16 protein-coding genes are annotated in these 20,481 nt (G+C 59.6%); 14 read left to right on the top strand and 2 right to left on the bottom strand.

The features are described 5' to 3' along the window. Nucleotides 1-51: 51 nt before the first annotated feature. The 14 genes from ABTV22_RS02835 to ureC all read left to right on the top strand — a co-directional run bounded on the left by ABTV22_RS02835 (nt 52) and on the right by ureC (nt 13,430). The gene (locus ABTV22_RS02835) at nt 52-837 is read left to right on the top strand and encodes an ABC transporter ATP-binding protein (protein WP_433738468.1); all 786 of its coding nucleotides are present in this window, start codon (nt 52-54) and stop codon (nt 835-837) included. Then, entirely contained in the window at nt 837-1,784 is a 948-nt protein-coding gene (locus tag ABTV22_RS02830; RefSeq protein ID WP_433738467.1) for an ABC transporter substrate-binding protein, read from the top strand. The genes ABTV22_RS02835 and ABTV22_RS02830 overlap by 1 nt, the downstream gene beginning before the upstream one ends. Then, entirely contained in the window at nt 1,781-2,791 is a 1,011-nt protein-coding gene (locus tag ABTV22_RS02825) for a FecCD family ABC transporter permease (RefSeq protein ID WP_433738466.1), read from the top strand. Before ABTV22_RS02830 ends, ABTV22_RS02825 begins: the two co-directional genes overlap by 4 nt. Before the next feature lie 325 nt (nt 2,792-3,116). Beyond that, nucleotides 3,117-4,382, top strand: a complete 1,266-nt coding sequence (gene urtA / locus ABTV22_RS02820) for an urea ABC transporter substrate-binding protein (protein ID WP_095192070.1) — start codon at nt 3,117-3,119, stop codon at nt 4,380-4,382. A 175-nt stretch (nt 4,383-4,557) separates the two neighbouring features. Next, nucleotides 4,558-6,009 carry an urea ABC transporter permease subunit UrtB gene (gene urtB, locus ABTV22_RS02815; RefSeq protein WP_433741280.1) on the top strand — a complete coding sequence of 484 codons (1,452 nt, stop codon included), beginning with the start codon at nt 4,558-4,560 and terminating at the stop codon, nt 6,007-6,009. Continuing rightward, on the top strand, nt 6,009-7,088 hold the full coding sequence (gene urtC, locus ABTV22_RS02810; protein WP_433738465.1) for an urea ABC transporter permease subunit UrtC: 1,080 nt from the start codon (nt 6,009-6,011) through the stop codon (nt 7,086-7,088). The genes urtB and urtC overlap by 1 nt, the downstream gene beginning before the upstream one ends. Beyond that, nucleotides 7,085-7,957, top strand: coding sequence for an urea ABC transporter ATP-binding protein UrtD (gene urtD, locus ABTV22_RS02805; RefSeq protein ID WP_433738464.1), 873 nt, complete (start codon nt 7,085-7,087; stop codon nt 7,955-7,957). The genes urtC and urtD overlap by 4 nt, the downstream gene beginning before the upstream one ends. A 119-nt stretch (nt 7,958-8,076) precedes the next feature. Beyond that, nucleotides 8,077-8,775, top strand: a complete 699-nt coding sequence (gene urtE / locus ABTV22_RS02800) for an urea ABC transporter ATP-binding subunit UrtE (protein WP_433738463.1) — start codon at nt 8,077-8,079, stop codon at nt 8,773-8,775. A gap of 143 nt (nt 8,776-8,918) precedes the next feature. After that, nucleotides 8,919-9,758 (top strand): urease accessory protein UreD, encoded by an 840-nt coding sequence (locus tag ABTV22_RS02795; protein WP_433738462.1) that lies wholly within the window; start codon nt 8,919-8,921, stop codon nt 9,756-9,758. A gap of 153 nt (nt 9,759-9,911) precedes the next feature. Beyond that, on the top strand, nt 9,912-10,214 hold the full coding sequence (ureA, locus tag ABTV22_RS02790; protein WP_077045336.1) for an urease subunit gamma: 303 nt from the start codon (nt 9,912-9,914) through the stop codon (nt 10,212-10,214). Nucleotides 10,215-10,223: 9 nt separating this feature from the next. Then, nucleotides 10,224-10,757, top strand: coding sequence for an N-acetyltransferase family protein (locus tag ABTV22_RS02785; RefSeq protein WP_433738461.1), 534 nt, complete (start codon nt 10,224-10,226; stop codon nt 10,755-10,757). A 6-nt stretch (nt 10,758-10,763) separates the two neighbouring features. Continuing rightward, nucleotides 10,764-11,297: a GNAT family N-acetyltransferase gene (locus ABTV22_RS02780; protein WP_433738460.1), complete on the top strand. Its 534-nt coding sequence runs from the start codon at nt 10,764-10,766 to the stop codon at nt 11,295-11,297. Beyond that, nucleotides 11,297-11,602, top strand: a complete 306-nt coding sequence (locus ABTV22_RS02775) for an urease subunit beta (protein WP_433738459.1) — start codon at nt 11,297-11,299, stop codon at nt 11,600-11,602. The genes ABTV22_RS02780 and ABTV22_RS02775 overlap by 1 nt, the downstream gene beginning before the upstream one ends. A 127-nt stretch (nt 11,603-11,729) precedes the next feature. Next, the gene (ureC, locus tag ABTV22_RS02770; protein ID WP_433738458.1) at nt 11,730-13,430 is read left to right on the top strand and encodes an urease subunit alpha; all 1,701 of its coding nucleotides are present in this window, start codon (nt 11,730-11,732) and stop codon (nt 13,428-13,430) included. A gap of 51 nt (nt 13,431-13,481) precedes the next feature. Here the strand turns inward: ureC and ABTV22_RS02765 are convergent, their stop codons facing one another. Together ABTV22_RS02765 and ABTV22_RS02760 are read right to left on the bottom strand one after the other, a co-directional pair. After that, a complete protein-coding gene (locus tag ABTV22_RS02765) occupies nt 13,482-18,425 on the bottom strand; it encodes an NEL-type E3 ubiquitin ligase domain-containing protein (protein ID WP_433738457.1) in 4,944 nt (1,647 codons plus the stop codon). A gap of 378 nt (nt 18,426-18,803) precedes the next feature. After that, nucleotides 18,804-20,180 (bottom strand): NEL-type E3 ubiquitin ligase domain-containing protein, encoded by a 1,377-nt coding sequence (locus tag ABTV22_RS02760; protein WP_433741278.1) that lies wholly within the window; start codon nt 20,178-20,180, stop codon nt 18,804-18,806. Nucleotides 20,181-20,481: the final 301 nt, after the last annotated feature.

The raw sequence follows: 20,481 nt of genomic DNA, 5'->3' as shown, positions 1-20,481 counted from the left end.
TAGGAGCGAGGCTTGCCCGCGAAGAGGCCATCAGCCCCCTAGAGCAACTGCATGACCTCGCTCAACCTCAAAAACCTCACCTGGTCTCCCCTGGGCCACGGCCACTGTCATCACCAGTTTCAGTTGCGCGATGCCTCGCTGCAGGTGACTGCCGGTGAGTTCGTCGGGTTGATCGGCCCCAATGGCAGCGGCAAGACCAGTCTGCTGCGTTGCGCCTGGCGTTTCAGCAAACCGCAGAGCGGCGAGGTCAGGCTCGATCACCACAACGTCTGGCAGCAATCCTCACGCTGGTGCGCGCAACGTATCGCTGTGGTGTTGCAGGAGTTTCCCGAGGCCTTTGGCCTGACCGTCTTTGAAGTGGTCGCCATGGGTCGCACCCCACACAAGGGGCTGTTCGATGGCGACACGCTCGAGGATAGACATCTTGCGACCCAGGCCTTGAAGTCAGTCGGCCTCGAAGGTTTCGAAGACCATGCCTTCTCCACCTTGTCGGGCGGTGAGAAACAACGGGTGATCCTCGCTCGCGCGCTGGCCCAGCAGCCGCAATTGCTGATCCTCGACGAGCCGACCAACCACCTCGACCCGCGCTATCAGCTGGAGCTGTTGCAGCTGGTCAAGCGCCTGAACATCGGCACCCTGGCCAGCATCCATGATCTCAACTTGGCCGCCGCGTTTTGCGATCGCCTGTACGTGATCAACCACGGCCGCATCGTCGCCAGCGGCTCGCCAAAAGAAGTCCTGACCAGCGCACTGCTGCGCAACGTTTTCGGCGTCGAAGCGTTGATCGATGAACACCCCTTGCACGGCTACCCACGAATCACCTGGATAACCCAATAATGATTTTTCGCTCCCTGCTGTACGTTTCCCTCTTATTGGGCAGCCCCCAGGCATTGGCCGACGCCACGCGCTACCCACTGACCATTCAGAGCTGCAACCGCGAAGTGACCTTCCAGCAAGCGCCGAGACACGCGGTCAGCCACGACATCAACATGACCCAAATGATGCTCGCCCTCGGCCTGAAGCCGCAAATGGCCGGCTACAGTGGCGTGTCGGGCTGGAAGTCGGTGACGCCCGACATGCACAACATCCTCGACGGTTTGCCGGAACTGGCGGCCAAGTACCCGTCGGTGGAAACCCTGCTCAATGCCAACGTCGACTTCTTTTTCGCCGGCTGGGATTACGGCATGCGCGTGGGTGGCGACCTCACACCGCAGACCCTGCAACCGTTGGGTATCAATGTCTACGAGCTGACCGAGTCCTGCGCCTTCGTGATGAAGCGTCCGCCGGCCACACTGGAAGATACTTACAACGACCTGCGTAACCTCGGGAAAATCTTCGACGTGCAGGATCGCGCCAATGCCCTGATCGGCCAGATGCAGGCGCAAGTCGCCGAAGTCCGCCAACACCTGCCTGCCGACAAACCTCGGGTGTTCCTGTACGACAGCGGTGAGGACCGGGCCATGACCTCGGGTCGCCTGGGTATGCCACAAGCGTTGATCGATGCCGCGGGCGGACGCAACGTACTCGACGACGTCGAGGCGAGCTGGACCCGAGTCAACTGGGAGAATGTGGTTGAACGCAATCCGCAGGTGATCGTGATCGTCGATTACGGCGAAATCACTGCCGATCAAAAAGTACAGTTCCTGCGCAGCAACAAGGCGCTGCAATCGGTGGACGCGATCAAACATCAGCGCTTCATCGTGATCCCTTACGTACAAGCCACGCCAGGTATCGACAACGTGCTGGCGGTACAAACCCTGGCTAAAGGTTTGCACGGCGGATGATCGAGCGTCGCTACACCTGGTTGCTGATCGGCCTGGGCACGCTGTTGCTGGTGTCGTGCGTGGTCTCCTTGGGTTTCGGTCCGGCGCAAGTGCCAGTGGACGTGGTGTGGCGAATTCTGCTGCACAAACTGTTCGGCATGGGTGCACCCGACTGGAGCGCCGGACAGCAACACATCGTCTGGCTGATCCGCGTGCCACGCATGCTGCTCGGTGCGCTGGTCGGCGCCGGCCTGGCACTGATCGGCGCGGTGTTGCAGGCCGTGACGCGTAACCCGCTGGCCGATCCGCATTTGCTCGGGGTCACGTCCGGTGCCACCTTGGGCGCGGTGATCGTGGTGCTGCATGTCGGTGAAATCGTCGGCCTGCTGACCTTGCCCATCGCCGCGTTCATCGGTGCGTTGCTGAGCATGCTGGTGGTGCTGTTGATCGCCAGCCGCCATGGCCGACTGGACAGTGATCGCCTGTTGCTGTGCGGCGTGGCGGTGTCGTTCGTGATGATGGCGATTGCCAACCTGCTGTTGTTTCTCGGCGATCACCGCGCCAGTTCCGCGGTGATGTTCTGGATGCTCGGCGGACTCGGGCTGGCACGCTGGGAACTGCTGGCTGTCCCGGCCACCAGCGTGCTGCTGGGGTTGGTGTTGCTGCTGGGAATGGCGCGCTCGCTGAATGCCCTGATGGCGGGCGAACAAACCGCCGTGACACTGGGATTGAACGCCCGAACCGTGCGGTTGTGGGTGTTTGTGATCGCCTCGTTGATGACTGGCGTGCTGGTGTCCATCAGCGGTTCGATCGGTTTTGTCGGGTTGATGGTGCCGCACATTGCCCGGCGCCTGGTCGGGGCCGAACACCGCCGGTTGCTGCCGGTGTGCGTGATACTCGGCAGCCTGTTCCTGGTATGGGTCGATGTCACCGCCCGCACGATGATCGCCCCCGAAGACCTGCCCATCGGCGTTGCCACCGCGGCCATCGGCGGCCTGTTCTTCATCAGCCTGATGCGCCGGCACTGATTCACAAAGAACAAAACTGTAGGAGCGAGCCTGCTCGCGATGAGGGCGTGTCAGATCCCATTGATGGTGACTGACACACCCTCATCGCGAGCAGGCTCGCTCCTACAGTGGGCCAGTGTTGCTCACAAACTTTACGCCCCAACGTGGCGCAACACGGCGCACCAATGCGCTGAACGCGTCCCTTCATGGTGCGCCGCCAACCCACGCAACCGCTCTAAACCGACATTTCCCTGCCTTTTCCCGACCGGGCACAGCCCTTGCTAAAGACCCTTCAGTCGTCCGCATCTGCCAACCAGAAAAATTAAACGTTCATGGAGATCGCACAATGAAGCGTCGCAGTTTGATCAAGGCTTTCACACTCTCGGCAAGCATTGCCGCGATGGGCATGACCTGGACTGTCCAGGCCGCCGAGACCATCAAGGTCGGGATTCTGCATTCGTTGTCCGGGACCATGGCGATTTCCGAAACGTCGCTCAAGGACATGGCCTTGATGACCATCGACGAGATCAACGCCAAGGGCGGCGTAAACGGCAAGATGCTGGAGCCGGTGGTGGTAGACCCGGCGTCGAACTGGCCGTTGTTTGCCGAGAAAGGCCGGCAGTTGCTGACCCAGGACAAGGTCGCGGTGGTGTTCGGCTGCTGGACCTCGGTGTCGCGCAAATCGGTGTTGCCGGTGTTCGAAGAACTCAACGGTCTACTGTTCTATCCAGTGCAATACGAAGGCGAAGAGATGTCGCCGAACGTGTTCTACACCGGCGCCGCGCCGAACCAGCAAGCGATCCCCGCCGTCGAGTACCTGATGAGCGAAGAAGGCGGCAGTGCCAAGCGCTACTTCCTGCTCGGCACCGACTACGTCTACCCGCGCACCACCAACAAGATCCTGCGTTCATTCCTGCATTCCAAAGGCGTGGCCGACAAGGACATCGAAGAGGTCTACACCCCGTTCGGCCACAGCGATTACCAGACCATCGTGGCCAACATCAAAAAATTCTCGGCCGGCGGCAAGACCGCCGTGATCTCCACGGTCAACGGCGACTCCAACGTGCCGTTCTATAAAGAGCTGGCCAACCAGGGCCTGAAAGCCACCGATGTACCGGTGGTGGCGTTCTCGGTGGGTGAAGAAGAATTGCGCGGCATCGACACCAAGCCGCTGGTGGGCAACCTCGCGGCGTGGAACTACTTCGAATCGGTCGAGAACCCGGCCAACCAGAAATTCGTCGCTGACTGGAAAGCCTACGCGAAGAAACACAACCTGCCGGGCGCCGACAAAGCCGTGACCAACGATCCGATGGAAGCCACTTACGTCGGCATCCACATGTGGGCGCAGGCCGCTGAAAAAGCCAAGTCCACTGACGTCGACAAAGTCCGCGAAGCCTTGGGTGGCCAGACTTTCGCCGCACCGTCGGGCTACACCCTGACCATGGACAAGACCAACCACCACCTGCACAAACCCGTGATGATCGGTGAGATCCAGGCCGATGGTCAGTTCAACGTCGTGTGGCAAACCGAAGGCCCGATCCGCGCCCAGCCGTGGAGCCCGTTCATCCCGGGTAACGACAAAAAGCCTGAGTATGCGGTGAAGAGCAACTGAGCCTTAGGCACCAGCTCCTAACTTTGTAGGAGCTGAGCTTGCTCGCGATGGCGGTGCATCTGACACACCGCTATCGCGAGCAAGCTCGGCTCCTACAGGGTCCGTCATCGCCCTTCAGGACGTAGCCATGTCCCTTTATCGTCTGTTTTTTGCCATCGTTTTTGTATTACTGCCAATGGCCACTTTTGCCAGCGACGCCGAAGACTTCGCCGCCGCCAACCCCGTGCAACAAGCCAAACTGCTGGAATCCTGGGCCGCGCAGCCCGACCCTGCACGCATCGAACTGATCAACACCCTGCAACAAGGCGAATTGACTGTCGATGGCCAGCCGAAAACCCTGCGCCTGAACAACCGCCTTCGTGGCTTGATCGACACCGCGCTGGCCAGCCATCAATTGCTCGCCGTCGATGGAAAAACCCGTCTGGCCGCTGCGCAGCAATTGCAGAAAAGCGCCAAACCGGCGCAACTGAAATTTCTCGACCAGCAACTGGCCAGTGAAAAAGATGAAGGCGTCCACGCTGCCCTCAGCCTGGCCCTGGCCAATCTGCAATTGGTCGATACCGATCCGGCTGTGCGATTGGCTGCCGTGCGGTTACTGGGCGAAACCGGCGACCCGCTGGCCCGCACCCGACTCGAAGGGCTGCTGGAACCCGGTGTCGAATCCGATGCCGCCGTGCGCACCGCCGCCGAAACCAGTCTCGCTCAAGTCAAACGCAAACTGCTGGTCGGCGAACTCCTTGGCCAGGCCTTCAGCGGCATGTCCCTGGGCTCGATCTTGCTGCTCGCGGCACTCGGTCTTGCGATCACCTTCGGCCTGCTCGGTGTAATCAACATGGCCCACGGCGAGATGCTGATGCTCGGTGCCTACTCGACCTACGTGGTGCAGTTGATGTTCCAACGCTTGGCGCCACAGGCCATCGAGTTCTATCCATTGATCGCACTGCCGGTGGCGTTTTTCGTCACCGCTGGCATCGGCATGGCGCTTGAGCGCACGGTGATTCGCCACCTCTATGGGCGTCCGCTGGAAACCCTGCTCGCCACCTGGGGCATCAGCCTGATGCTGATCCAGTTGGTCCGTCTGATCTTCGGTGCGCAGAACGTCGAAGTGGCCAACCCAGCGTGGTTGTCGGGCGGGGTTCAAGTGCTGCCCAATCTCGTGCTGCCTTACAACCGCATCGTGATCATCGCCTTCGCGCTGTTCGTGGTGGTGCTGACCTGGCTGCTGCTGAACAAGACACGCCTGGGCCTGAACGTTCGCGCGGTCACCCAGAACCGCAACATGGCCGCCTGCTGCGGCGTGCCCACCGGGCGTGTCGACATGCTCGCCTTCGGCTTGGGCTCCGGCATCGCCGGCCTCGGTGGCGTGGCGCTGAGCCAAATCGGCAACGTCGGCCCGGACCTCGGTCAGAGCTACATCATCGATTCATTCCTGGTGGTGGTGCTCGGTGGTGTCGGGCAACTGGCCGGTAGCGTGTTCGCCGCCTTCGGCCTGGGAATCGCCAACAAGATTCTCGAGCCGCAGATCGGTGCGGTGCTCGGCAAAATCCTTATCCTCGCGCTGATCATTCTGTTCATCCAGAAACGTCCGCAAGGCCTCTTCGCACTCAAAGGACGGGTGATCGACTGATGAACCAGCCCCTGATGGTCACGGCTACCCAAAAGGCCGGTCCCAAAGTCACGATTGCCGCTGGCGCGATGATTCTCGTTTTGCTGCTGGCGTTGCCACTGCTGTCGCTGTTGCCAGCGGACAGCATGCTGCATGTCTCGGCCTACACCCTGACGCTGGTGGGCAAAATCCTCTGCTACGCCATCGTCGCCCTGGCGCTGGATCTGGTCTGGGGTTACGCCGGCCTGCTATCCCTCGGCCACGGCCTGTTCTTCGCCCTCGGCGGTTACGCAATGGGCATGTACCTGATGCGCCAGGCGTCGGGCGATGGCTTGCCGGCGTTCATGACCTTCCTGTCGTGGACCGAGTTGCCCTGGTACTGGACCGGCACCGAAAGCTTCCTCTGGGCTATGTGTCTGGTCGTACTGGCGCCGGGGTTGCTGGCATTGGTCTTCGGCTTTTTCGCCTTCCGCTCGCGGATCAAGGGCGTGTACTTCTCGATCATGACCCAAGCCCTGACCTTTGCCGGGATGCTGCTGTTCTTTCGCAACGAGACCGGATTCGGCGGTAACAACGGTTTCACCAATTTCCGCACCATCCTGGGCTTTGGCATCACCGAACCGGGCACCCGTGCAGTGCTGTTTTTCGCCACGGTGCTGTTGCTGGTGGCAAGCCTGTTCATCGGTTGGCGCCTGGCGCAGAGCAAGTTCGGTCGGGTGCTGACCGCGCTGCGCGATGCCGAAAACCGGCTGATGTTCTGCGGCTACGATCCACGTGGATTCAAGCTGTTTGTCTGGGTGCTGAGTGCCGTGTTGTGTGGTTTGGCCGGTGCGCTGTATGTGCCGCAAGTCGGCATCATCAACCCGAGTGAAATGTCGCCCACCAACTCCATCGAAGCCGCTGTCTGGGTCGCCCTTGGCGGTCGCGGCACGCTGATCGGTCCGTTGCTCGGCGCCGGCGTGGTCAACGGCATGAAGAGCTGGTTCACCGTGGCCTTCCCCGAATACTGGCTGTTCTTCCTCGGCGCGCTGTTCATCGTCGTGACCCTGTACCTGCCCAAAGGGGTGATCGGCCTGCTGAAGAAACGAGGTGAATCATGAGAGTCACTGCAAGCGCCGAGTTCATGCTCGAACCTGCCTTCTTTCCGCCCCTGGAACCGAACAAAGACGCAGGCAGCAGCCGCGACGCCATCGGTCTCGGCCAACGCGTCGGCCCCGGCCTGAATACGCGCCACGGCACCATTCTGACCCTGGAAGACATCAGCGTCAGCTTCGATGGCTTCAAGGCGCTGAACGCTCTGAATTTGTACATCGGCGTCGGCGAACTGCGCTGCATCATCGGCCCCAACGGCGCGGGCAAGACCACGCTGATGGACGTGATCACCGGCAAGACCCGCCCCAGCCACGGCAAGGCCTGGTTCGGCGAAACCCTGGACCTGACGCAGATGAGCGAGGTGCAGATCGCCCAGGCCGGCATCGGTCGCAAGTTCCAGAAGCCGACGGTGTTCGAAGCCCTGAGCGTATTCGAGAATCTGGAACTGGCGCAGAAAACCGACAAATCGGTATGGGCCAGCCTGCGGGCACGGCTCAATGGCGAGCAGAAAGATCGTATCAGTGAAGTGCTGGATACCATCCGCCTGACCGCCTCGGTCAATCGCCCGGCAGGCTTGTTATCTCATGGCCAGAAGCAGTTTTTAGAGATCGGCATGCTGCTGATGCAAGACCCACAACTGCTGCTGCTCGACGAGCCGGTGGCGGGCATGACCGACGCCGAAACCGAATTCACCGCCGAGCTGTTCAAGAGCCTGGCGGGCAAGCATTCTTTGATGGTGGTGGAACACGACATGGGCTTCGTCGGTTCGATTGCCGACCACGTTACCGTGTTGCACCAAGGCAGCGTGCTGGCGGAAGGGTCGCTGGAGCAAGTGCAGGATAACGAGCGCGTAATCGAGGTGTACCTCGGTCGCTGAATGCTCTTTGTAGGAGCGAGGCTTGCCCGCGAAGAACGATGACGCGGACTTACAGTTCAACCGAGGCGTTCCCTCGCGGGCAAGCCTCGCTCCTACGGGGAATAAGGAGATTTGAAGATATGCTGCAAGTCGACAAGCTGCACCAGTACTACGGCGGAAGCCACATCCTGCGTGGCCTGAGCTTTGACGTGAAGGTCGGCGAAGTCACCTGCCTGCTGGGCCGTAACGGCGTGGGCAAGACCACCTTGCTCAAATGCCTGATGGGTCTGCTGCCAGCAAAAGAAGGTGCGGTGAATTGGGAAGGCAAACCGATCACCACGTTCAAGCCGCATCAACGGGTGCATGCCGGGATCGCTTATGTGCCGCAGGGTCGAGAGATCTTCGCTCGCCTGACGGTGGAGGAAAACCTGTTGATGGGTCTGTCGCGGTTTCCAGGCTCTGAAGCCAGGGAAGTGCCTGCGTTCATCTACGAGCTGTTCCCGGTGCTGCTGCAAATGAAGCAACGGCGCGGCGGTGACTTGTCCGGCGGCCAGCAACAACAACTCGCCATCGGTCGCGCACTGGCCAGCCGTCCGCGCCTGCTGATCCTCGACGAGCCCACCGAAGGCATCCAGCCGTCGGTGATCAAGGAAATCGGCGCGGTGATCAAGAAACTCGCGGCACGCGGCGACATGGCGATACTGCTGGTGGAGCAGTTCTACGACTTCGCCGCCGAACTGGCCGATCAATATCTGGTGATGTCTCGTGGTGAAATCGTGCAGCAGGGCCGTGGCGAAAACATGGAGGCCGAGGGTGTGCGCGGGTTGGTCACGATCTGAGTCGTGAACCATTTTGTTGCGCAACACCGCGCAAGTCGCCTCCTTTTGGTGCGCGACCATGGTTTACAACCGCCTTTCAGCCTGCAATTGCGTGCGGCACAGCCTTTGCAATTGTCCGGATGACCACCAGACAAGCACTGACCATGACTCTTCCCGCCTCCGGCGCCATATTCACCCCCAGTTGGCACGCCGAGCTGGATTTGGGCTACGCCCGGTTCGGCGACAGCACACGCCCGGTTCAACGTCGGCATAAGGGCCCGCTGCGGGTGCAAAAGCACCTGTACGCGGAAGGGCCCGAAGTGTGCCAGCACATCATTGTCCACCCGCCGGGCGGCATTGCCGGCGGTGATCGCCTGGACATCTCGGCCAGTGTCGGCCGCGATGCCTGGGTACAGATCACCAGCCCCGGCGCGGCCAAATGGTATCGTTCTGCAGGCCCCGCGTATCAGCAGCTGGATCTGAAAGTGGCCGCCGGTGCGACACTGGAATGGTTGCCCCAGGAGACGATCGTTTTCAGTGCGGCCCAGGCTGAACTGCGCACCGGCATCGACCTTGAAGGCGATGCCCGGTTGTTCTACTGGGACGTGGTAGCACTGGGCCGCCCGGCCAGCGGTGAGCGCTTCGACCTTGGGCATTTTCAGGCGCACCTGGATATTCGCCGTGACGGCCGGTTGATCTGGCATGAGCGCCAGCGCATTGTCGGTGGCGATGGTTTGCTGGATTCGCCAATCGGCCTGGACGGGCAACCGGTGTTTGCCACGCTGCTGGTGACGGGCGAAATCGAGCCTGATTTGCTGGAGCGTTGCCGGTCGCTGAACAATGAGGTGCGCGGGGATTTGACTCAATTGCCGGGGTTGCTGGTTGCCCGGTGCCTGGCCAGCGAAGCATTGCTGGCGCGCGGTTGGCTGATTGAATTGTGGCGATTGCTCAGGCCAGCGTTGCTCGGCCGGGAAGCCCTCCCACCCAGAATATGGAACACCTGAACACCGATCACCGATCACCGATCACCGTAGGAGCGAGGCTTGCCCGCGAAGCTTTTGGCGGCCTCAAGATCCCCTTCGCGGGCAAGCCTCGCTCCTACAGGTGATGTATTTACAGATCCGAAACTTTCTAATCTGCCCCGATGGATTTCTACGATGGACCTGACCCCACGCGAAAAAGACAAGCTGCTGATCTTCACCGCCGGCCTCGTGGCCGAGCGGCGTCTGGCCCGCGGTGTGAAACTCAATTATCCGGAAGCCATGGCCTACATTTCAGCGGCGCTGCTTGAAGGCGCCCGTGACGGCCAGACCGTGGCCGAGCTGATGCACTACGGCACCACCCTGCTCAATCGTGAACAAGTGATGGAAGGTATCCCGGAAATGATCCCGGAGATCCAGGTCGAAGCGACATTCCCCGACGGCACCAAACTGGTCACCGTCCATCAACCCATCGCCTGAGGCTGCGCCATGACTTACACCATCCGCGATGCGGTACACGCCGATCTGCCGGCGATCCGCGACATCTACAACGACGCCGTGCTCAACACCACGGCGATCTGGAATGAACAGGCTGTCGACCTCGGTAACCGCCAGGCCTGGTTCAGCGCTCGCCAGGCCCAGGGCTATCCGATCCTGGTGATCGTCAACGCTGACAACCATGTGCTGGGCTACGCTTCGTTCGGCGACTGGCGGCCGTTCGATGGCTTTCGCCACACCGTCGAGCACTCGGTCTACGTGCGCAGCGACCAACGCGGTAATGGCCTGGGCCCGAAACTGATGGAGGCCCTGATCGTGCGCGCCAAAGAAGGTGGCAAGCACGTGATGGTGGCCGCCATCGAAAGCGGCAACGCCGCCTCGATTCGCCTGCACGAGCGCATCGGATTCGTGACCACCGGGCAAATGCCTCAAGTGGGCACCAAGTTCGGTCGCTGGCTGGACCTGACCTTCATGCAACTGACCCTCAACCCCGGCGCCCAACCTCCGCTCGCCAGCAAGGAGTGACACCCGATGAACCCCGCCCAACTGCGACGCGTCAACGTTGAAAGCTTTGCGCACTATCGTCAGGGTTTGATTGATCTGCTGCTCGATGCGGTTGGTTATGGCGCCAGCGTTGGTTTCATGGCCGATCTGGACGCCAATCAGGCCCACGCCTATTTCGATGAGGTCCAGGACAACCTGAAGAAGGGCCATGTGTTGCTGTGGGTGGTGGTCAAGGATGAACAGGTGCAGGCCAGCGTACAGCTTGGGCTGTGCCAGAAAGCCAATGGCTTGAACCGCGCCGAAGTGCAGAAACTGTTGGTGCGCGAGCACGCACGGCGGCGGGGGCTGGGCCAACAGTTGATGAGCGCTCTGGAGCAAGCCGCCCTGCAACACAAGCGCGGCATGCTCTACCTCGACACCGAGGCCGGCTCCCCCGCCGAAGACTTCTACAAGGCACTGGGTTACACCCGCGCCGGCGAAATCCCCGATTACGCCTGCGATCCGACCGGCCGCTACAAACCGACTGCCCTCTATTACAAGATTCTCCAAGGAGCCCATTGATGATTCCCGGCGAATACCAGATCCAGCCTGGCGACATCGAACTCAATGCAGGCCGCCGCACGATCAGCCTGACCGTGGCCAACAGTGGTGATCGGCCGATTCAGGTGGGCTCGCACTATCACTTTTTCGAAACCAACGATGCCCTGACCTTCGACCGCGCCGCCAGCCGCGGCATGCGCCTGAACATTCCCGCCGGCACCGCCGTGCGTTTTGAGCCAGGGCAGCGTCGCGAGGTCGAGCTGGTGGATCTGGCGGGGCATCGTCGGGTGTTCGGCTTTGCCGGGCGGGTCATGGGCAACCTATAGGTTTTTCGTCACCGGTACTGGCCCCTTCGCGGGCAAGCCTCGCTCCTACAGGTGAACGTATGACCTTGTAGGAGCGAGGCTTGCCCGCGAATGCGATCTCCCATTCAATCAATTCCCAAGGCAGCCCATGAAAATCTCGAGACAAGCCTACGCCGACATGTACGGCCCTACCGTCGGCGACAAGGTTCGCCTGGCCGACACCGAGCTGTGGATCGAAGTGGAAAAAGACTTCACCACCTACGGCGAAGAAGTGAAGTTCGGCGGCGGCAAAGTCATTCGTGACGGTCAGGGCCAGAGCCAGTTGCTCGCCGCCGACGTCGTCGACACCCTGATCACCAATGCGCTGATCATCGACCACTGGGGCATCGTCAAGGCCGACGTCGGCCTCAAGGACGGGCGTATCCACGCCATTGGCAAGGCCGGCAACCCGGATGTACAGCCCAACGTGAACATCGCCATCGGTGCCAGCACCGAAGTCATCGCCGGTGAAGGCATGATCCTCACCGCCGGCGGCATAGACACCCACATCCATTTCATCTGCCCACAGCAGATCGAAGAAGCGCTGATGAGCGGCGTCACCACCATGATTGGCGGCGGCACCGGTCCTGCCACCGGCACCAACGCCACCACCTGCACCTCAGGCCCCTGGCACCTGGCCCGCATGCTCCAGGCCGCCGATGCGTTCCCGATGAACATCGGCCTGACCGGCAAGGGCAACGCCAGCCTGCCGGAGCCGTTGATCGAGCAGGTCAAGGCCGGCGCCATCGGCCTGAAGTTGCATGAAGACTGGGGCACCACCCCGGCGAGCATCGACAATTGCCTGAGCGTGGCCGACCAGTACGACGTGCAAGTGGCGATCCATACCGACACCCTTAACGAGTCCGGCTTTGTCGAAACCACCCTCGGTGCCTTCAAGGGCCGCACCATCCACACCTATCACACCGAAGGCGCCGGGGGCGGTCATGCGCCGGACATCATCAAGGCCTGCGGTTTCGCCAACGTTTTGCCGAGTTCGACCAACCCGACCCGGCCGTTCACCCGCAACACCATCGACGAACACCTGGACATGCTGATGGTCTGCCACCACTTGGACCCAAGCATTGCCGAAGACGTGGCATTCGCCGAAAGCCGCATCCGCCGCGAGACGATCGCCGCCGAAGACATCCTGCATGACCTCGGCGCGTTCTCAATGATCAGCTCCGACAGCCAGGCGATGGGCCGGGTCGGCGAGGTTATTACACGCACTTGGCAGACCGCCGACAAGATGAAAAAGCAGCGCGGCGCCCTGCCGGGTGATGGTGCGGGTAACGACAACTTCCGCGCCAAACGCTACATCGCCAAATACACCATCAACCCGGCGATCACCCATGGCATCAGCCATGAAGTGGGTTCGGTCGAGGTTGGGAAATGGGCGGATCTGGTGCTCTGGCGACCGGCCTTCTTTGGCGTCAAGCCGACGCTGATTCTCAAGGGTGGGGCCATTGGAGCCAGTCTGATGGGCGATGCCAACGCGTCGATTCCGACACCGCAACCGGTACATTACCGCCCGATGTTCGCCAGTTACGGGGGCTCGCTGCATGCCACCAGCCTGACGTTCATCAGCCAGGCCGCACAGGAAGCCGGCTTGCCGGAAGCGTTGGGATTGAAGAAAAAAATCGCCGTGGTCAAGGGATGTCGAGAGGTGCAGAAAACCGACCTGATCCACAACGATTACCTGCCGAACATCGACGTCGACCCGCAGACGTATCAAGTCAAGGCGGACGGGGAGTTGCTGTGGTGCGAACCGGCAGAAACACTGCCGATGGCGCAGCGTTACTTTCTTTTTTGAGGAAAATGGCAGCCCCCGCCGCGCCTCTTAAGCGCGGCAGGGCGCGCTCGATCAAGTTTGAGGGTCTGCCCCGTCCTCAAGCGTGAACGGGATGTCCTGACGCGATAACCTGGCACGCGTCATCGCTTCGCGGGTCAAAGTGGCGACCAATGCTTTTTCCTGTGCCGCAATTTTCTCCATCTGGACGTAATACTGCTCATTGCTCATCACCGATCCGGGTGTCACTTCACTGTCGGGCAAGCCCAGCTGCTTCGCCAATCGGACAATCTCGGTACGCCAGTAAATCTTGTGCACAGCTGAATCACTGTCGAGCCAGGCTTGTTGCGCGGCCTGCAGGTCCAGCGCGATTTCGGCCTGGTCATATACAGCTTTGAAGCGCTCAAGACTTGATCGCTTGAGGTAGTCGACCCAGAAAGGCTGGTCGATGATCCGCTCCTGCAGCTGTGTGCCGCGCTCCTTTTCCAATACTCGATCATGGGCGTTCTTGATCATCTCGGGTGTGACATCCGGTACACGGAACATCATCTTGCGCGACTGCCAGGGCAGCTCCAGACGCTGAGCCAGCCGCGTAGGGTAGATCATATGTATTTCGACCTCATCGATGTCCGGGATCACTCGCCCTTGGGCATCGCGATGGGGGACTACAAGCTCCTGTTCATCGAACTCGGGGAACTGTCGCCCCTGGCTCAACAATTCACCGATACGCTCCCGGGCGATCCGGCCCAATTCATCCAGCCGCGACTTGCCCCGGGCCAATTCCAGCAATGCGGTCTCAATCAGATCGTGTGCAGCCAGCTCATAGGCTTGAAAGATGAGCACTTCCAACCCCATGGCGTTGAACAGTTGCGCCCCGGCATCGACGCACGTGGTGGGAGCTGCCGCCAGGCGAAACAGTGTCTCTCGCAGCTCACTGTTCGCGGCGGCCGCGTCGATCATTTCCCAGACCTTGCGGCACAGCTCGACTTTCGCTGCTTCCTGGGTGGCGAGGGCATCGGCGGACTGCGCCAGCTTGCGCAGCTCTCTAAAGAAGGGCTCGGAGTTTGGCTCATCCTCAAGCTGCTCCCAAATATCCTGTTTGGCTTGCCATTGCTCGTTGGAAAGCCCTGCTTTCCAATGAATGCTGTCCAGCATGCCCCGGGGCGGATACGGTCGATCCGGCTCGATCCCCACCGATTGGCGATAGCCCCTGACAATTTGCAGATTCTGCTCGGAAATATATTCAGGCTCCAGGCTGATGGTGGTGCGAGCCACTACCTCAGCCTCATCCGATCCGGGCACCACCTCTGGTATATGTTCGAGCACATTGGCACTCAAATCCAGATTGAAGGTCCGGCCTCGATATTGATCGAACACCCCTACCGGCCAGGCATTCAAACCGGTATCGGCCAGTAGCAGGATATTCAGATCCGGCATTTGCCCGATATCCGGAAGCAGTTGCAACGGATTGCCTTCCAACCCAAGAAACTGAAGACGTGTCAGTCCGCGCAATCGGGCAACCGCCGACGGGTCCAGCTCGATCAGGTTATCGGACAGGTCCAGTTCTACCAGACGACTCATGCGGCCCAAGGACGCAGGCAGCTCGGACATATCGTTATTGCTCAGGTTCAGCCGACGCAGGCGCCGGAAATGGCGCAAGAATCCATCCACGTTCACATCGATATCGATTCCTGCACCGGATAGATCCAGATGGGTGACATGATCAAAATTGGCCGACAGTGGCGGCAACTCATTGAGTTGCCCTTCAAGATCCACATTCGACAAATTGATGAACTGTCCCTGGGGCAGGCCATTGATATCAAGGTCGACCTCTCCCGTGCGCTGCCAGGCTTGCTTGAGGGCCTTGAAGATTGCCATCCTCGCGCGCCGACGTCGGGCAAAATCAGGCGTTTGACGCTGTCGCTCAGAGACGCCCTCCATTTGCGCCCTCTGCCAGTTTTGCAGAGTGTGATCGAGTTGTTTGTACTCGCGTTCACGGTTCCTCAAGATCGTCTCGTGACTGTTGCCCATGGACTCGATGAATGCATTGATTTGCGCCGGTGACATGGAGGGATAGAGTGTACGAACTCGTTCTTCGACAATCTCCCGCCACTGGCTGGTTCTCGGGTGATCGCTCAAGGGATATCCAATACGCTCGCCGGATAAACGCATCGGTGACTTGAAGAAAGGTCTGTGGCGCGGCTGCATCCCGAACAGAGTACGAAGTTGATCGCGCGGCAGCCGATGCTCAATGATTTTCGCCTTCAACTGCATCCCCTGATGGGTGTGGGGCAGCCCAATGGCCTGGCGACTACGATCAGGCAACGCATGTTGAATCGAGGAGTAAAGATCATCGATCCCGTGCAGATGCTCGTCACGATCGTTACGCGCTTCATAGCGCCCCTCGCCCACTCGAACCAGCACTTTGCGCTCGGAGGCTTGCACGTCACCGACACTGGCGCGCAGCACTCCCTCAAGCCCTCCTTCGCGTATCTCAAGGCGTAGATCATTCACCCAACCCGGTATGGCTTTCAACGAATTGACCGCCAGGACTTCGCTGTCCTTTTCGATCAATGCATCAAGGTACAGCCCCTCATAGGCCCGGTTCAGGCGCATTTGTTGCTGCAACCGACGCGCCCTTTCTGCCAGGCGTAACGGGATGCGCCGGGTCGAGTTCAGGGTACTCAGCTCGATAGGTGTAGCGTCGACCAATAGTTCACGGATGATCAGTGTGGGAAGACCGGTGAAATCGCGCTGTACGATAGCCACCGCTGCATCGGCCTCAGGTTGTTGTTCAGCGTAAAGGCTGCGCATCAATCGCGCCCTGACACCTATCGCCCGTTCTTGCAGCTGTTTTTGCAAAGCACTGATGCGCGCCTCAGACGTCCTGGGCGTGTAAGTGGGCAGCAGTCCCTTGATGCCGGCCTCATTCAAAAACTCGATGATCTTCGCAGGCAACCGGCCGGTCATCAGTTGCGAGCGGCTCATTTTGAGGATGTTTTGTGGCAAGGCATCCTGGCTGCCGTACTTGACCGAGGGGCCGTTCAAGCCGTCTCCCGAAAAAGCCTCTATCGCCTTGCCCGCCGGCCATCCCGGCAACTCGACGGCCAGGGAGGCGACGTAACTGCACAAGGCACTTGAAAGTGATCCCTCAGCGATCCCGCGAGCGACTTTCACCGCGTCGCCATAGGCCCCGAACCTTTTAAGAGTATCGAGCATGACTGCAGGGACCGGCTCGCCTTCAACATGCAAGCGGCGCAGGATGTCGGTATCGACTCCACTCACCTGCCTGATTTGCTCCAGCTCGATATCGCTGAATCCGTCGACCATTGGCCCTAACCGACGCATCAGTCTTACGCCGTCCCACGTGAGGGGGCGCTCAAGCTCATGCCGCCAGGCCCCCTCGCCATTGTGTTCAACCTCGGGGGTGTAGGCTTCGGCGCGGGTCGGGTGCTGGATCCGGTACTGGTCGCTGCCGGGGACTTGTCTGACCGAGTAGACGTCGCCTTCAATGGGCAACACTGTCTGTCCGTTATGCATGTAAAGACCCAGTTCATCAGGCCTGGCCTCGGCGGCCAGCGTGATGGGCGCCTTGTATGGCGAAAGATCCGGCTTCCATAGTTTTTGCTTGCCGCTGGCCAGGGTGACGGGTTTGAGTGTGTCGACCCTTGTCGATAGCTGAATACTGGGCAACACGACCGCCCCGGTTCCGATAAATGCCACATTCAGTGCGACGCTGGAAAAATGCGCCCACATTTCAGGGACATCACCCTCCTCGTACGCCTCAATGCCCTCGAAAGCTTCATCGAGCATTTGCACTGCCCCGACCACCAACATGATCGGCCCTAATCCAGGGACAACAAAAGCTGCCAGATTGAACACGCTGATCACTGCATCCAGATAGCTCGCCAGCCTTTCTTCCCGGGCCCTGCGGTCTTCATCGCCCGTGGGTACGGCGATGGCTCGTGCGTCGGTCAAGAGTTTATCGGTCAGTTGCAGGCGTAGTTGCTTCCATAAATCGCCGTCGATAGAGACTTCATCCAACGGCAGACTGGCAGGCCAGACCTGCATCGGGTAATCCGTTCGGGAGTCGAGGCTGGTTGGGTTGTACAGCCTGTTGAACTGTGTAAAAAAAACGCCTTGTTGTCGCTGTGGGATGAATTGACTGAAAAAGTGCCGATAGGCGCTGCTATGCAAACGAGTCCTCAGATCCTCCATGAAGTCCGCGCTGGATGCGTACTCCTTCAGTGGCTGCAGCGGGTCATTGGGTAAATAAACGACCAGGCGCTCGACCCGATCAGCGGCCTTGCGACTTGGCCCGATCAGTAAGGGGCCTACCAGCTCGATACCGAACGCCTTCAAGGCTGAAAAAGTTACCGGTTTGCCATCCAGTGTCACGTCGCCCTCGTTATTGAGTGAGCGTCGGAGCATCTGATAGACGTCGTGACTGATCCCCGAATCGACCTGATGACTGCCCGGTCTTGTGGATGATTGCAGCCAAGCTATTTCAACGCTCACCGCCAGGCCTTGCCGATGATGTTCCTCCAACTGACGTTCCAGCACTTCGCGCTCAACGGCATCCTTTGGCCGTACGATGTCTTTGATGTGTTTCTGGTACAGCGTCCCCAAGTCCAACTCGCGGCAAAGCCTGGCGAAATCGTGAGGGGCAATAGGCTTGACCTGGGAGTTGACCGCCTGGAATGTGGGTAGAACTTCACCGTCATAACTGTTCCATCCAGTGATTATCTGGCAATCGTTACAGCGAAGCGGCTGCTCTTCATTGGGCTCGAAATTGGCCAGCGCCGCCTCGAGCAGCGAAATCCCACGGTACTCGTAGCGAAGGCTGCGATCCTCTTGCTGATCGAAGACGAGAAAACCATAAAGGTCATCCCGATCCCTGTAAGCGTATTTACGTGCCAGATAAACATTCCTGACATCCAGATCCAGCTTGAAGCGAGCCTTGATCGCCTCTTTAAGCGGCTGCTCGGCGAACTCGAAAATATCCTTGATGCTGCCCAATGCCGTATCGATTTTATTCAGGCTCTCGCGAAAGCGAGTGTGGCTGTCCGCCAGGGCTTTCTTCTGTCCAGGCGTCGCTATTGGGTACCAGGTGGGGAGTTGCAATTGGTGATTGCCCATCTCGGTTTTGCGCTGGCTGGACGCCTGGGAAAACCACTTGGGTATGCGGTCTTTGAGAAAATCATAGTGAACGCCCCGAAGATCACTGTTCAAAGTGCCGTCGTGGGAATAAACAGGTGGAGTTGATTGAGACATTACGAGTCATCCATGACTGTGGAAAGCCAACAGCCTACTGAATGACACCAAGATAGACGCGTAAATATGTACCGCATTCGACCGTCAGGTTCGGCGCCGATTCCCTCGGCGCCGGGCTGCGGATTACCAGTGAGGCGGTCCTGCAAAGTGCTTCGAGGAACCAGGTAACGGCTCCCCGGAACCCGAACGCTCGACTTCACCGGTCTCTCTGCGCGACAGATCGATCAGTTTTTGATTGCGCTCGATGGCCAGCTCTATACCCAGTGACTCCAAAGCTTCGCCATAGGCGGGGCTGGTGATGTCAGAGTGGGCATCCTCCAGTCGCTCATTTTTTACTTCTGCATTTTTATCCAGAGCCCTGAACACTTCAGGGTACTTCTCGTTGAGGTATTCGACCCAATACGGACGGCCAAGCAGATCCTCGTAGAAACTGTCGGATTGCTCCGCCTTTCGCACCCCTTCGACCGCATCGGCCAGCACCCTACCGGTGATGGGCCTGCCGAACGACATGTTTGCTGGCTGCCCCGGCAAGTCGAGCGCGTCTTTGAGGCCGATTCGATATTCCAGGCGTGCTTCCGCCGGATCATGGCGGTGCCCCGGTGCCTTGGCAGCCAACTCCTCGACCCGATCCAGGCGAAACAATTGCCGGGATAACTTCAACAACGCAGCACCCTTTTGCTCAAGGTTTGTCGGATCGATATCGAGCAAGGTGTTGTGTTCGAACACCTTGATTTCGAGCCCACTGAACGTGAGAATCCGACCATCGACGCAAGTGCCATGGGTGTTCGACAAGCCGAACAACGCTCGCCTGAGCTCGGTATTGCTCGCCGCCGCATTCAGCACATCCCAAACCCGACGGGTCAGGTCGGCACGGGCCAATAGGAATTCCCGGGTATCCTGCAAGCGCAACAGCAGGTGAAAGAACGCTTCGTGATCCGGCTCGGCTTCAAGTTGATTCCACAGCGCGTGGTGTTCAGCCAAGGCTTGCGGTTCCACACTCTCGAACCACGGTTCTTGTTGCGTCGGGTTGATCGGCTGTCCAGATAGATCTTCATCGGATACAACGCTTTCAGTATCGCTTGCGCCTTCGAAATCACTGTCGACCTCTTCGATAAAGTGGTGGATCTCCCTCGCGGTGATCCCCAATGCGCCATTGCGCCCATTGCTCTGGGCGTAAGCCCTGAGTCGCTCAAGACTGTCGCGCGATATATTGAGGTTATCGGACAGGTCGGTGCCTGACATCAGCAACTCATGGTTGCCGTCCAGAACCTGCACCGGAATCGAGGTGATGTCGTTGTAACTCAGGTTCAGGGTTCTGAGGTTTGTACCCTGTAGTGCGCCCTCGGGCCAGTCCGTGAGGCGATTGTTGCGCAGGTCCAGGGTTTCAATTCGTTCGAACTGACTGACATCGAAGGTCTCGAGATTGTTGTGGCTCAGATCGAGCCATTGCAGGTCCTCGTGTGCCGCCAGTGAGCGATACAAAGGCTCGGGGTCGGACATGTCATTGCTGGATAACTCCAGCCTCCGCAGGCCCCCCATGCTTTCCACCGCATCAGGCAGTACTCGCAGGTCGTTGGCGCTCAGTGTCAGCGCGCGCAATTGGCTGAAGCTGCGCAGAAAACCGTTCGAACCTTGTTCGGAGAGCCTCACCCCGGTGAGATTCAAGGTATCGACATGGGAAAACGGGACAGCCAGCTCAGGCAAGTCACCTACCTGTAAACCACTAAGGTTGAGTTCTGCTTCTACGGCCCCCTCGGCCAACAGCCCCTTGCGCCAACACTCCATGATGCGCACAGCGGCC

The sequence above is a fragment of the Pseudomonas putida genome (assembly GCF_050990305.1).
Taxonomy (GTDB): domain Bacteria; phylum Pseudomonadota; class Gammaproteobacteria; order Pseudomonadales; family Pseudomonadaceae; genus Aquipseudomonas; species Aquipseudomonas putida_AH.
The sequence above is the reverse complement of the archived record's forward strand: the minus strand, read 5'-3'. Positions and strand labels throughout refer to the sequence as shown.

What these genes read in the sequence shown, in the direction of transcription:
- ABTV22_RS02835 (WP_433738468.1), top strand. Translation starts at nt 52, where the DNA reads ATGACCTCGCTCAACCTCAAAAACCTCACCTGGTCTCCCCTGGGCCAC.
- ABTV22_RS02830 (WP_433738467.1), top strand. Translation starts at nt 837, where the DNA reads ATGATTTTTCGCTCCCTGCTGTACGTTTCCCTCTTATTGGGCAGCCCC.
- ABTV22_RS02825 (WP_433738466.1), top strand. Translation starts at nt 1,781, where the DNA reads ATGATCGAGCGTCGCTACACCTGGTTGCTGATCGGCCTGGGCACGCTG.
- urtA (WP_095192070.1), top strand. Translation starts at nt 3,117, where the DNA reads ATGAAGCGTCGCAGTTTGATCAAGGCTTTCACACTCTCGGCAAGCATT.
- urtB (WP_433741280.1), top strand. Translation starts at nt 4,558, where the DNA reads ATGGCCACTTTTGCCAGCGACGCCGAAGACTTCGCCGCCGCCAACCCC.
- urtC (WP_433738465.1), top strand. Translation starts at nt 6,009, where the DNA reads ATGAACCAGCCCCTGATGGTCACGGCTACCCAAAAGGCCGGTCCCAAA.
- urtD (WP_433738464.1), top strand. Translation starts at nt 7,085, where the DNA reads ATGAGAGTCACTGCAAGCGCCGAGTTCATGCTCGAACCTGCCTTCTTT.
- urtE (WP_433738463.1), top strand. Translation starts at nt 8,077, where the DNA reads ATGCTGCAAGTCGACAAGCTGCACCAGTACTACGGCGGAAGCCACATC.
- ABTV22_RS02795 (WP_433738462.1), top strand. Translation starts at nt 8,919, where the DNA reads ATGACTCTTCCCGCCTCCGGCGCCATATTCACCCCCAGTTGGCACGCC.
- ureA (WP_077045336.1), top strand. Translation starts at nt 9,912, where the DNA reads ATGGACCTGACCCCACGCGAAAAAGACAAGCTGCTGATCTTCACCGCC.
- ABTV22_RS02785 (WP_433738461.1), top strand. Translation starts at nt 10,224, where the DNA reads ATGACTTACACCATCCGCGATGCGGTACACGCCGATCTGCCGGCGATC.
- ABTV22_RS02780 (WP_433738460.1), top strand. Translation starts at nt 10,764, where the DNA reads ATGAACCCCGCCCAACTGCGACGCGTCAACGTTGAAAGCTTTGCGCAC.
- ABTV22_RS02775 (WP_433738459.1), top strand. Translation starts at nt 11,297, where the DNA reads ATGATTCCCGGCGAATACCAGATCCAGCCTGGCGACATCGAACTCAAT.
- ureC (WP_433738458.1), top strand. Translation starts at nt 11,730, where the DNA reads ATGAAAATCTCGAGACAAGCCTACGCCGACATGTACGGCCCTACCGTC.
- ABTV22_RS02760 (WP_433741278.1), bottom strand. Translation starts at nt 20,180, where the DNA reads ATGTCCGACCCCGAGCCTTTGTATCGCTCACTGGCGGCACACGAGGAC.